14 protein-coding genes are annotated in these 11998 nt (G+C 69.7%); 6 read left to right on the top strand and 8 right to left on the bottom strand.

Annotated elements, in window-relative coordinates; genetic code table 11:
- Nucleotides 1-923 precede the first annotated feature (923 nt).
- From CP975_RS02910 to CP975_RS02900, 3 genes are read left to right on the top strand one after another with little or no spacing between them, the layout of a single operon-like run.
- Nucleotides 924-2612 (top strand): hypothetical protein, encoded by a 1689-nt coding sequence (locus CP975_RS02910; protein ID WP_055530382.1) that lies wholly within the window; start codon nt 924-926, stop codon nt 2610-2612.
- Nucleotides 2599-2970 (top strand): hypothetical protein, encoded by a 372-nt coding sequence (locus CP975_RS02905; RefSeq protein ID WP_150476544.1) that lies wholly within the window; start codon nt 2599-2601, stop codon nt 2968-2970. Before CP975_RS02910 ends, CP975_RS02905 begins: the two co-directional genes overlap by 14 nt.
- 2 nt (nt 2971-2972) lie before the next feature.
- Nucleotides 2973-3788 carry a hypothetical protein gene (locus tag CP975_RS02900; RefSeq protein ID WP_055530378.1) on the top strand — a complete coding sequence of 272 codons (816 nt, stop codon included), beginning with the start codon at nt 2973-2975 and terminating at the stop codon, nt 3786-3788.
- On the opposite strand, the gene CP975_RS02895 is transcribed toward CP975_RS02900, so the two are convergent.
- Nucleotides 3761-4129: a hypothetical protein gene (locus CP975_RS02895; protein ID WP_246201385.1), complete on the bottom strand. Its 369-nt coding sequence runs from the start codon at nt 4127-4129 to the stop codon at nt 3761-3763. The genes CP975_RS02900 and CP975_RS02895 overlap by 28 nt on opposite strands.
- Before the next feature lie 504 nt (nt 4130-4633).
- Here CP975_RS02895 and CP975_RS36350 point away from each other — a divergent pair.
- From CP975_RS36350 to CP975_RS35660, 3 genes are all read left to right on the top strand, one after another.
- A complete protein-coding gene (locus tag CP975_RS36350) occupies nt 4634-4918 on the top strand; it encodes an IS110 family transposase (RefSeq protein ID WP_055530373.1) in 285 nt (94 codons plus the stop codon).
- Nucleotides 4919-4928: 10 nt separating this feature from the next.
- Nucleotides 4929-5177 carry a hypothetical protein gene (locus tag CP975_RS36345; protein WP_342788012.1) on the top strand — a complete coding sequence of 83 codons (249 nt, stop codon included), beginning with the start codon at nt 4929-4931 and terminating at the stop codon, nt 5175-5177.
- Nucleotides 5178-5346: 169 nt separating this feature from the next.
- On the top strand, nt 5347-5748 hold the full coding sequence (locus CP975_RS35660) for an IS110 family transposase (RefSeq protein WP_246201383.1): 402 nt from the start codon (nt 5347-5349) through the stop codon (nt 5746-5748).
- A 65-nt stretch (nt 5749-5813) separates the two neighbouring features.
- Here the strand turns inward: CP975_RS35660 and CP975_RS02885 are convergent, their stop codons facing one another.
- The 7 genes from CP975_RS02885 to CP975_RS34930 all read right to left on the bottom strand — a co-directional run bounded on the left by CP975_RS02885 (nt 5814) and on the right by CP975_RS34930 (nt 11987).
- A complete protein-coding gene (locus CP975_RS02885; protein ID WP_055530369.1) occupies nt 5814-6692 on the bottom strand; it encodes a hypothetical protein in 879 nt (292 codons plus the stop codon).
- Nucleotides 6693-7076: 384 nt separating this feature from the next.
- A complete protein-coding gene (locus CP975_RS02880) occupies nt 7077-7409 on the bottom strand; it encodes a hypothetical protein (protein WP_199782964.1) in 333 nt (110 codons plus the stop codon).
- A 143-nt stretch (nt 7410-7552) separates the two neighbouring features.
- On the bottom strand, nt 7553-8431 hold the full coding sequence (locus CP975_RS02875) for a phytanoyl-CoA dioxygenase family protein (RefSeq protein WP_055530365.1): 879 nt from the start codon (nt 8429-8431) through the stop codon (nt 7553-7555).
- 37 nt (nt 8432-8468) lie between these two features.
- Nucleotides 8469-9173, bottom strand: a complete 705-nt coding sequence (locus CP975_RS02870; protein ID WP_199782961.1) for a class I SAM-dependent methyltransferase — start codon at nt 9171-9173, stop codon at nt 8469-8471.
- 140 nt (nt 9174-9313) lie between these two features.
- Nucleotides 9314-10057 (bottom strand): class I SAM-dependent DNA methyltransferase, encoded by a 744-nt coding sequence (locus tag CP975_RS02865; RefSeq protein ID WP_070321192.1) that lies wholly within the window; start codon nt 10055-10057, stop codon nt 9314-9316.
- A 20-nt stretch (nt 10058-10077) separates the two neighbouring features.
- Nucleotides 10078-11247 carry a YcaO-like family protein gene (locus tag CP975_RS34935; protein ID WP_167532665.1) on the bottom strand — a complete coding sequence of 390 codons (1170 nt, stop codon included), beginning with the start codon at nt 11245-11247 and terminating at the stop codon, nt 10078-10080.
- Between the two features lie 23 nt (nt 11248-11270).
- Nucleotides 11271-11987 (bottom strand): aKG-HExxH-type peptide beta-hydroxylase, encoded by a 717-nt coding sequence (locus CP975_RS34930; RefSeq protein ID WP_167532664.1) that lies wholly within the window; start codon nt 11985-11987, stop codon nt 11271-11273.
- Nucleotides 11988-11998 lie beyond the last annotated feature (11 nt).

The following is an 11998-nucleotide window of genomic DNA, read 5'->3' as shown; positions in this document are numbered from 1 at the left end:
ACCAGGGCCGACCTCATATTTCCCCCGAGGAGGCCGGTGGTCGATACGTTATCCCTCGGTCCACAGGCGGGCAATAGGGTAGGAAGAGAATTCCTGGGGATCGATCGATGATTATTTTTCGATTTGCCGCAAGAATGAGATTAATGGTTACCGGTGTGGGTGGTGCGACGTGTCGGGCTCATCGAGACGATAGGTCCCGCGGTCCGCGTCGTAGGAGTAGAGCGGGAGGGCGGTGACGGTGGCGCGGGTGCGCAGGACGACGTCGTTCTCCTGTGGGAGCCGGCGAATTGCCTCCCCGTACACCTGCGGAGTGCGGCACAGGTCGGTGCCCTCCGGAGGCAACGGCCGCCGGACACATGTGGGAGGGGCGACGCCGGTGAGTACCGAACGCCTGGACCTGGATGGCGTACGAGTCGGTCTCATTGCCGGGATCTCGGACGAGGTCGATGGGGGTACCGGCTGGCAGTTGCGCGAGGTGGACGTCGTTGGCGCTGTGGCGGACGCCTCGCAGGGGGCAGGGGAAAGTCCCGGTGCTGTTGAGGATCGCGGCTGGGTGGCGCGGGGGCTTCGGTGGTCGGTTCTGCGGATGAGGCGGCGGGCGGTGGCAGGGTCGGTGAGGGCGGCCGCGGTGGCGCGCTCGTGGACACCTCTGCCGGCGGCGTAGCAGGCGGCAGGGCTGCCGACCCCGCATTTGATCATTGCGGGGAGTGCGGCCAGGCGGCCCTCGGTGAGGATGTCCTTCGGTGCCGTTTGGTTGGCGGCAGCCATCGTGCCCCCGGCTGAGGGTTTTCCCGGCACCTGGCCGACCGTCGGAGGCGGTCCTTTTGGCGTAGGAAAGCACGGCGCGCCTGCCCTTAGACTGCAGTCACTGCCAGTCTCAACCGGCCTACGGATGACGGCAGTTCAGCGCAGCAGGTGACGCCATGGCACAGACGTACGGCCTGGGGCAGACCAGCCGGCCCCACAGGCACCCTGCTGACCCGCGGCAGACGCCCGAGGCGAGTGAGGCCACGCGGCTGCTGTGCGCGGGTACGTACCTCGACGGGACATTCCGGGAAGCGGTCATTGACGAGCTGTACGTTCACGAGGAGCGCCTCGCGGCCCCGTCCTTCGGGATCGACGCCGCCCGGGTGCTCGCCCACGCCCTGCGCGCCCGGCGTATCGAACTGGCCTGGGCGGCCATCATCCTGTTCCTGTGGGTGGTGGCCGTACCACTCACCGAGGGGGTGGTCGCCTGCTATCTGTTCTCCTTCGCGCTGATCGTTCTCGCGGGCTGGATCCGCGGGGCAGGTCAGCGGCCGGGCTGGATCCGCCGGGTAGCCGCGTGGCACCTGCGCTGGGCCGGGCGGGGCCTCTTCCTCCTGACCCTGTGGGGCTTGCTGCGGCTGGCGACCGGGGGATTCGGCAGCGGCAGTCGGGTCTTGCTGCCCGACGTGACGCGGACGCAGGCATGGATCTCCTTCACCCTGCCCCTCTTGATGGCCTGGGCCGTCGCCGGGCAGCGCGGTCAGTTCGCCAAGGCGCTCACCGGTGAGCTGTCCAGGTCCCGGTTTCCCGACATCGACTCCGACCCGGCGGAGCAGGCGGAGGGCATCCGTTTCCGCCGGCTGAGCCGCCGCATCCGCAGGGAACAGCACGCACCCCTGATGATGTATCGGCCGGTCGATCCCTTCTGCGGTGCGGGCACGCCGTACAAACCATGGTCGTTCTCCATCGAGTTGCGTCCGCAAGAGGAGGCCGAACCGACGCCGATGGACAACGGCACGATCCTGCACCGCATCGTCCCGCTCCTCGAAGCGCTGCGCGAACCGTCCCCGCACGGGGCACCGTATCTCGCGGACGCGGTGCGGGACCGTCTGCGGGAACTGAAGGTTGAGGAGGTCGTGTTTCTGCCGGTGGACGGGCTACCGGAGCGGTCCCGTGCCCCGTACACCGCTGAGGCCTTCGAGGAGCACAGGTCCCGTTCGGTCGAGGAGGGCGGCGAGACCCGGCGGCACTTCCTGCGCGTCCGGGTCGGCGGCTGGGACGAGGAGATCGTCACGACCGTGTTCGTACGCGTCCACACGCAGGGCGGGATGCTGATGCTGGAGGTTGCTCCACACGTGCTGCGTCCGGTCAAACAGCTCTATCAGTATGCCGACAGAGTGGCCCATCAGTACCGGCACAACCACCGCTTCGGGAGGGCGGTCTGGGCACTGGGAATGGTGTCGACCTCGGCCGGGCGCGCCGTGGTGACGCTGTGGCACGGCTGCCGTTCGCTGTGGCAGATCGCGTCCGGCGGCCACGCCAAGGCCCTCGCGGACGGTCCATGGGCGTCGGTACGAGAACTCGGCTCGGACGACGAAGCCTCGCTCTTCCAGGAGATGGACGTCAGCCGTTACCTCAAGTCCATCCAGGAGCGAGTGACCGAAGGGGTGAAACTGGCGCTCTCCGAAGCCGGCTGGCAGACCGGCGAGTTCGAGCGCCAAATCGTCAACTTGGCCGAAGGCGCGCAATATATCGGGCGTGCGTATGGAGTGGCCGTAGGGGATCACAACACCGTCACCAGCAACACTCACACCACCCACTTGAGCGCGACGCGCCGGACCGGGGGAGGCCATGCGAACACCTGACGGGCACCGTAGGGACATCCATATCGGCAGCGTGCAGGGGGCCTTCGCGATAGGCGACCGCAACCACGTGACGTACAACCAAGGTGTCGGGCCGATGAGTGATCCGGCACAGGCAGAACTGCTCGGCCTCGTGCGTCGGTTGCGCGACGATCTCGCCCGTACTGTCACGACCCCGCAGACTGCCCTGCTCAACGCTGAACTGGCAGATGTCGAGGCTGAGATGGTGGCAACGGGTGAGGCTGCACCAGGCCGTCTCACGCGGCTCCGGCAGGCACTGGCGGACGCGAGTGCTGTGACCGGGGTGCTGGCATCGGGAGCTGCGGTTGCCGAATCGGTGCGGGCACTGCTGGGAGGCTGACCATGAGCAAGAACAGAGGAGATGCGTACTGGAACGACGAGGCGCAACGTTGGGAGCCGGGCGTCGACCCGGCTTCGGTGTCGAGTGCGGGGCGGCGCGCCGACGAAGCGGGGCCCCGAAGTGCTCCGGAGCACTTCGTCGGGTACGGGCCACCGGGCAGCCTGCCGCGCTTCTCGCGTGTCGGCGTGCCGGCCGTCGTCGCGGTGGCGGTGCTGCTGGTCGGCGGTCTGGTCGGGGGTTGGCTGCTCCTGGGGGACGACGACGGGGACCAGTCGGCGGGTGGCCGGTCCTCGGTGAGTGCCTCCGCCCCCGAAACCGAGGCACCGCCGCCTCCCGATGAACTGACACCCTCCGCCGAGGCGCCTGAGGCAGATCGGGTGCCGGAGGGATACGAACTTGTGCAGGACGAGAAGGGGTTCTCGACCGCCGTTCCGGAAGGCTGGAAACGCAGCGAGGACGGGGTGCAGGTGTACTACACATCCCCGGACCAGCGTCGGATGCTGCAGATCTCCACACCCTCGGGCCTCATGCTCACTCCCTACCAAGCGTTGCAGCAGACATCCGAGGGCCTCAGGGCAGACAGGCCGGGCTATGAGGAGGTCGAGCTGAAACAGCTGAACGACGGCACGGCCAAGCTGGTCTACGCGTACGACAGTCAATCGTTGGGGGAACGCCGCATGGCCATGGACGTTGCGTTCCTGACCAGCGGCAGCCGCCAGTACGCCGTTCTCGCCATCGGCCCCGCCGCAGAATGGCCTGATCAAGGGACGAGGGTAGGAACCGCCCTGCGTCATTTCGTGCCTGCGCCGGGTGCGTGAATCACCCGCGTCAAAGAGCCTCGTGGCGGGTGAGGTACGAAGCTCGGCGAAGCCCGCAGCACCTTCCCGAAGTACGCGTCCGCGTCGGGCGGCTCCATCTCCCACAGCGGCCGGCCTGACCAGGACCGCATCTGCTCCAAGTGCACAACGTCGCCGCGGATCGTACCGTCCGCCAGCCCCGCCGAAGCCCGCACCAGCACGAACCCCGCCAGTACGTCGGTCTCGAACTGCTCCAGCTCCTCGGCCGTGGCCGGCGGCCGGACATCGCGCAGGCCCCGTACGACAGCCAGCGCCAACCCGAGCCCCCTCACCTTCACCATGACCGTCGACCGGTCAGGCACAATGAGAACGCTTCAGGAATCCGAAGTTACGTCAGGGCGCGAAGAGCCACCAAAGAGGGGGCGAAACCCCTGGCCATGAGCTTAGGACTCGGCGGATCTCAGGAGAACTCACGAGATGTCGCACAATCCGAACGTGGAACGTACCGCTTGCCTTCGTGCGCTGTGGTGCTCGGTCGAGATCAGGCTCGGGGTGGGGCGTGAGGGGGATTGAGCATGTTCTGCGGTCACCGAACACGGGTGACATGGGAGCGGGAGGGTGGGTGAGTGCCGTCCCGGGTCGGGAGTCTGACTGATGACAATTCTGACCGAGGTGTCCCGGTGTCGCAGTGTCGGCCGTTGGCCGGGAATGGTGCGTTGTCGGTACCGGGCTGCCGGGGCGTGTCCCGATAGGGGCCTGTCGAACGTTGTGGCGTCCTCGCGATTCTGACTGCCTGACGCGGCCCGGTACCGGCAACGCGACACGTCGTCGGACCGGGAAGGGAATCGGGTACGGCGAGTTCGACCATGTCCAGCACATTGCCTGCTCCGAAGCCCCGCCGTCGCTGCCCTGCGGGGGAGGTGGTGCTGGGGGTGGATACGCACCGGGATGCGCATGTGGCTTCGGTGCTCTCCTTGACGGGGGCGGTGCTGGCCATCGACGAGTTCCCGGCCACCGCGGCCGGCTACCGGGCTCTGCTGCGGTGGGTCAGAAGGTCGGAAGTCGTGAGGCGGGCCGGGGTGGAGGGGACCGATTCCTACGGGGGCTTCACTGTCGCGCTATCTGCTGGCTCAGGGCGTGGACGTGTCTGACGTGAACTGGATGGACCGGGCCGATCGCCGTCGGCGCGGCAAATCGGATCCACTCGATGCGCAGAACGCGGCGCGAGCCGTATTGAGCGGGAGGGCCTACGCGCGGGCCAAATCGGGCGACGGGCCGGTGCAGATCGCCAGGATGTGCAAACTCAGGAAGGCGTCGGCCGTCAAAGCCCGCACCCAGGCCATCAACCAGCTCAAAGCCGTCCTCGTCACTGCGGACCCCCCTGCGGGAGAAGCTGGCCGGACTGGGTAACGCCGAACTCTTCCGTGCCTGCGCGCGATTCACCGACGCGGGCACCCAGGAAGAGGGCGGCGAGGAGTCGGTGCTGAAGGCCACCCGGATCACACTGGGGCTGCTGGCTGACCGGATCGGGTAGCTCTCCGAGCAGATCCGGGAGGCGGATGCTCGTCTGACCCGGTTGGTGGAAGATCATGCCCCGCAGCTGCTGGAGGTGGTGGGGATCGGTCCGGACACGGCCGTCACTTTGCTGCTCACAGTGGGAGACAACCCGGAACGCCCGGACAGCGAGGCGTCCTTCGCCGCTCTGTGCGGGGTCAGCCCCGTCGAGCGCTCCTCGGGACGCCGGCAGTTCCGTCGCCTCAGCCGCGGCGGCGACTGTCAGGCCAACGCAGCGCTCCATCGCTTCGTGTTCACGCGTCTGCGGGTCGAGCCGCGCACCCAGGACTACTACGAGTACGAGCGTCGGATCAAGGAGGGTAAGACCTGGCGCGAAATCGCCCGTTGCCTCAAACGCAACGCTGCCCGGGAGGTCTTCCACCTGGTCAAACAGCTACAGCCAGGACCCCGCTCATGGGGGCTGTGAGAACCGCTGCCCGGCCGAGCTGACGGCTTGCTCTTGGGGCCCGCAGCCGCACGAGTCGGCCCGCCTCAGTCGGCGGCGGTCCACTGGGGTGCGGGTGTGGGGCCGGGGCGGGCGGTGATCGGCTCGCCTTCGGCCCAGTCGCGGTACTTCACCTGGAAGGACTGGTCGCCGGTCGCTGTGTCGGCCGCCGAAGGCACCCGGGTCTTCAGGCTCTTGGGCAGGTCGCGCGCGGTGACGACCAGGGTGAAGCGGACGGCGCTGCCGGGGCGGTCGGTCGCGTAGGGGAGGTAGAGGGCGCCGACGGCCGGGTCGGCGGCCAGGGCGCGCAGCGGGGTGCTGCCGGTGAGGGTGCGGGTGCCGCCGTCCCGGTGGGTGCGCACGCCGGTGGCGCCGTCGAGGAGCGCCTCGATGTGGGCGGGCTGGGCCAGCCAGCGGGTCTCCAGGGCGGCGTGGACGTCGGGGTCGTCCTCGGCTGCGGCGGTTGCGTGGGGCTCTGTGCGGTATTCGTTGTCCGGGCTGGACCCGGGTCCGGCCATCGCTTCGTGGGGCGTGATGGTGGCGCGGTTGCCGATCAGCACCACCTCCGGCGGATACCAGGGGTGGCCCTCGCCCCCGTCGTAGGCGACATGGGTCGCCGCCTTCGCGGTGCCGGCGTCGACCAGGTCGAGGCGGGCCTGGCCGTGGAAGAAGTCGGGGGCACCGAGCTCGCGGGCGCGGACGTCGACACCGACCCGCCGCTGGCCCAGCATCGCGGAGCGGACGGGCTCGGCCCGGGAACCGGCCGGTGCGGCAGTGGACGGCTCGGACCCGCCGTCCTCGCCGGGCCACCACAGGTGGGCGGCGAGGCCTCCCACGACGCCGACCACCAGACCGACGGCGACCGCCACCGCCATCGGGCGGCGGCGCGGCCGGGCGGACCGCTGCGGGGACTCTTCCTTGGACATGGCTTAGCCCCCTTTGGTACCGCCCCGGCACGAGAAGCGCCGCGTTCTGTACACGGTAGGGCCGCCGGGGCGCAGACCATGGCGCTTCGCCGGATTCTTTGCGGGCCGGGTAGACGGACGCGCCGCGGCACCCCCGCGCCGCCTGTCGGGCTGTCAGGGCCACAAAGTCGCTCGGCCGTCTCGCAATAGTCGCGCGGGGCCAGGCGGAGTTGTTCGGTGTCGGTGGTGGAGACCTCGGCGGGCGCTGCCTTCGCACCCAGGGCGCCGCCGGGAGCGACGCCACCGGTCGGTGTGGCCCCGATGGCCGCGGCCTCGGCCAGTGCGCCGGGGCTTGGCGCGGGCTGCCAGGAAGTGCGCAGGGTGCGGCGGCGCCGGCGGTGTCCTTCAGTTCAGGAGGCCGCGGCGCCGCGGCCTGTACAGGGGCTCGGGCTCGTACAGGGACAAGAGGATGGCTTCGGCGCGGTCCGGCGACTTCATGCCGCGGGCCCGCAGCGCCTTCTTCGACCCGACCTCGGTGTAGCCGCCGGTTCTCGACAAGAGCTTCGGAGCGGAGAGCTGCGCTGCTGCCTTCTTGTCGACGTGGAGGCGCAGCCGTCCGCAGCCGGAGGACGGGTCCGGCTGGAGGAGGCTTCTGGTCGCCAGCCACATTTCGTCCCGCTTTCGCCATGGCCGCATGACGGCGCCGGGGGCGTCCTGACTCGGAGATTCCGACACCATGCGGCGTACTGGGGGAAGCGCTGGGTGAGGGCGGCGCGTACGGCGTCCCTCGCCTCGTGCGGAGAGTCCACGGTTCGCAGACGGTAGTGGTACTGGCGCGCCCAAGTGTGTCATCTGCCTGCGCTCGGCCTGCTGCGCCGGTGTCAAGTACCGCGCGAATTGAGACGGCGGCGGGTCTGACGAACGAGTTGGCGGGCGCGTCCGGCGGTCAGAACCGACCGCAGCGGTGCCAGGGGGCGAAGCGGTGTGCCGAGCAGGCGCGGGTCGAGGTACGGAACCCAGCCGGTGGCGCGCGGGTGGTAGCGGGGCGGGCCGAGGCAGATGCGCTTGGTGACCACCCACCGGGTCTCCGGCCCACTGTTGGGACGAGTGCCATGAAGATGGTCGCCTGCGAAGAGCAGTAGGTCACCCGGGTCGAGCTGGACTTCCACCGGTTCGCCGACCGCTTGGCCGGGGAGCAGCCGTACACCCTCGTGGAGCAGCGAGCGTCGATATGCCGCCGGCCAGATGAGCAGGCCGTTGTCCCGGCGGACCCGGCTGAGAGCCATCCAGAGGTTGACGGAATTGACGGCTGTGTTGAACCACGAGTCCACGTGGGCGCCGGTCGGGACCATGAAGCCGGTGTACCCACCCAGTTCTCCTTCCCGGCCGTGGACAATGGCCCTTGGGGGCATGATCCGTACACCCAAGTGCTCGCTGACGTATACCTTGCGGCTCTGCGGCGGGAGCAGGTCGGCGAAGCGCAGCAGCAGGTGACGTGCGGCGGGTCTGAGGCGACGGTCCAGGTCGTCGCGGACGGCGCGCAACTGATCGATGTCGGCGACGGTGTGGATGTGCTCCAGCCCTCGCTCCGACACCTGCTGGGCGGCCTCCGGCGAGACGGCGGAGGCGATGGCTGCCAGTGCCGCCCGGGTCCATGATCCTGTGGGGGTTAGCTGTGCGAGACCGTCCCGGACGACCACGATCCGGCCGTCGAGGACGTGGCGGAGATCGAGCTCGTCGAGTGAGCGGTATGAGGTCACGGCGGGCAAGCTGCTTCTCCCTGTCTCAGACCTGATTTCAGGCGGGCGGCTTGGAAGCACGGAGAGAGAAGGACAGGGGTATGGACGGCAGACCATCCGGCAGCCGCCACCAGTAGTCGTCGTGCTCCACCATGCAGGGGAGCATTCGCCAGGCCACGAAGGGCCATTCGTGAAGGAATTCGATGGTCAGTCCCGCGGACGCCAGGCCGCTGACGATCTCGCCGAGTGAGTGGCCCCAGGCGTATTCGACTCCCGGAACCTCCCGGTCTGGTACAGCTGTCGGACTGCGGTACTCGAAGGAAAGGGGCTCCGGCTCACCGAAGTACGAGTAGCGGAGGCGTAATTCGGCTGTGTCGAGGCGGTTGTCGAGCATCCAGGCCGCGGGATGGGACTCGAAGACGTAGACGAAGCCGCCCGGTGCGATGAAGTGGGCGACGACCTCGGCCCAGCGGCGCAGATCGGGCAGCCAGCCCAGCACACCGTGAGAGGTGTAGACGATGTCGAAATGGCCGTCCAGATGGTCGGGCAGCGCCAGGACGTCCGCCTCCACGAAGACCGCCGACGGGTCGATGTCGGCGGCCAGGGAACGTGCCGTCGCCACGCCCTCGGCGGCGAAGTCGACACCGGTCACCCGGGCACCCAGCCGCGCCCACGAGAGTGTGTCGATGCCGACATGGCACTGCAGGTGCAGCAGCGAGCGGCCGCTCACCTCGCCGACCTCGGCACGTTCAAGCGCGCGCATGCGTGAACCGCCGGCCCGGAAACCGGCCAGGTCGTACTGGGTCGACGCGGCCTTCAAGGGCGTCCACAGGCGCCACAGTTCACGATTCTTGCGCAGGTAGGCCTCTGGGTCACGAGGCCCACGGGGCAGGTCCGCCGCGCTCATGAGGGCAGCTCGTACACGCTGACGTGGTAATTGCTGCTGTCGGTGAACGGGCGCCCGGACCAGCCGCCGAACCGTTGGCGCAGTCGCAGGCCGGCCATGGCGGCCATCAGGTCGAGTTCGCCGGCAGAGGCGTAGCGAAAGGCCACCCGGATGTGCCGAACCTCGCCGTTGTGGACGACCTTGTAGTCGGAGGTGTAGCGCTGGGTCGCCGGGTGGATCCGGCGAATACGCGTGACCGGGTCGCCGCTGGCCGCCCGGACAGGCTGGGCATCAGCCCCGGCTTCGGCCGCCAGGACCTCCGGAAGATGCGCGTCCAGGACGAAGATCCCGCCTGGGAGCAACCGCGCCGCGGCCCGGGCCAGGCAGTGGATCTGCGCTTCCTGGGAGGTCAGCTCGAAGAACGTGCCGTTGACCACGTAGATCATCCCGAACCGGCCGTCGTGGTCCACATCGGAGAAGTCGCCGATGCTGATGGCGATTTCGGTTCCCCCGGTCTTGGCGCGGAGTTGTTCGACCATGGCCTTCGCGGCGTCGATGCCGTGGAGGTCATGCCCGAGCGCCGCGAGCGGAAGGGCTATCCGTCCTGTGCCGATGCCCAGTTCGAGCATGGGCCCTTCCGGTGCGGTCGCCGCCAACCGGTCGAGCAGGGACACCGTCGCGTCGGTGGTGGCCGTCGGCGGGGTGAACCAGTCGTCGTAGTGGTCGGCCAGGTCCACGGCATAGTCGGGACTCGGGGGCATGCTGCTCCTCTGTGAGTGGTTCAGCCGAAGGGGTGCGGCGGAATACGTGAGCCGATGGGAGAGGTGGACGGCAGCGGCAGGGCGCCGGGGGCGATCAGCCGGACGACGGCCGTACCGGAGGCGGCGAACGCGGCGGGGGTCGTGTCGACCGCGATCACGTCCTGGCCTGTGTGCTCGGAGAGCAGGCGCACCGGGTCCACCGGCCCCTGCCTTGTCGGGCACACGTCTGCCGTGGTGTGCGGCAGCCAACGCGCCATCGCGTCCTGGCAGCCGAGATACGTCCACACAGCGTGCTGGACCGCGGAGACCGGTCTGTCGCCGGGTAAGGGCCGCCCGCGGACCCGTCGGGCCGCCGACGTGCTCATGCTCCAACGCACCATGAGCGCCTCGTGGGCCGCGCGGGCGATCAGCTCCGCATCCTGCCCTGGAGGGCCGCAGCGAGCACCGAACGTCTGCTCACTGTGCTCGGGCGTGTGCAGACAGACCGCGACGGCGTGGGAGCCGGGCGCGGGCAGGGTGAAGGCGGTGGCCCGCAGTCCGAGGTGCTCGCATACGCGGCGCAGGGGGAGGGGCAGTTCGTCGTGTACGGGACGGTGGCGGGGCGGATGCCGTGCCGGATCCTGCCAGCTCAGGCGGAGCAGATCGCGTTCGAGTGTCTCCCATGCGGCATGCTCGACGGCGGTGCCCGGGTCGGGGTGGGCCGCGAGGCCCGTCGAGCCGGCCCGGTCGGGCGCCGCGCAACCCGTGGGCGGACGGTGCTGAAGGAAGGCCAGACCTGCCGGAACCAATACTTCCGAACCGGAGAGCAGGGAACGCCCGGTGACCCACAGCTGGCGCACGCTCCGGGTGGCCGGCCCGGACCAGGGCGCGGGGTCCAGGGCGGGAGCGCCTCGACGGACCAACTCGGCGTGATCGGCGAGGAGAGTGCAGGACTGCTCGGCGGCGCGGGCCGCCAGCACGTTGCCCAGGCGCTCCAGCAGTTCGCCGCGGGCCCGCACGGCGACGTCGTCGGGGTGCGCCCCCGAAGCGCTGCCGATCAGGACGTGGTCGCCCCCGGCGCTGTCCGTGGCGGCGAACAGCGCGCTGCGGGCCGCGACCCGCCCGAAGAACACCGCGGGTTCGATGGGGAACGGTACGAAGACCTGGGGCTCCCACGCGGTCGGTGAGGAGGGAGCTGCGGGCTGTGGCAACGGCGTGGCTCCGGGGTGTCGGGTCAGACGGCGACGGTCCTCAGCAGGGCGGCACACTCCTCCAGCACGGTCAGCCCGTGTCCGGTGAGCAGTGATGTACGGTCCCGCAGGGTGCCGATCGCCTGCCGCGCCCTCTTCACCAGCAGGGCCCGGCGGGCGTCCAGCGCGTCCGCGGCCGTGGTGTCCCCGCCGAGAAGCAGCGTGTAGAGCGCGCTGCTCCGGGTCAGGACGACCATTTGCTGGAACAGCCCCGCCACAGGCCGGGGATCGGCGCGCAGGGGAGTGCGGACGGGACCAGCGGAGCCCGCGGACGGGGTGAGGAAAGGAGCGCTCAGCTGGGCGGCGTTGCAGCGGGTGTGGGTGCCTTCGTGCACCAGTGCCTCCGCGCACCGCACCGGACCGGGCAGCCCGCGGGGACTGGTGCGCAGCCGCGACCGGTTGACGTAGATCGCGCCATGAGTGGTGAAGTCGGTGAAGCCGTCGATCGCCGGGCCCTCCAAGAGAGCCACTTGCGCGACACCGACGCGCAGTTCGCTCAGCATCAGCGGCCAGGTGGCCGCCAGCCGCGCCACGCTCTCGTCGAGCACGGCCCGGTCTGGTCGCTGCCAGGACGCCACGCGGGAGCCCCCGGGGGTGCCGGCTCCGGTCGGCAGCGCGGACAGTGCGCGGGTCACCGAGCGGATGAGGTGGGGGGATGGCTCCGCGGGCGCCAGGCTCTCGCGGGCCTTGGTGTCACGCATGCTGCGCAAGA

The organism is Streptomyces alboniger, from assembly GCF_008704395.1.
Taxonomy (GTDB): domain Bacteria; phylum Actinomycetota; class Actinomycetes; order Streptomycetales; family Streptomycetaceae; genus Streptomyces; species Streptomyces alboniger.
This window is presented reverse-complemented; position numbering and strand designations above follow the sequence as displayed.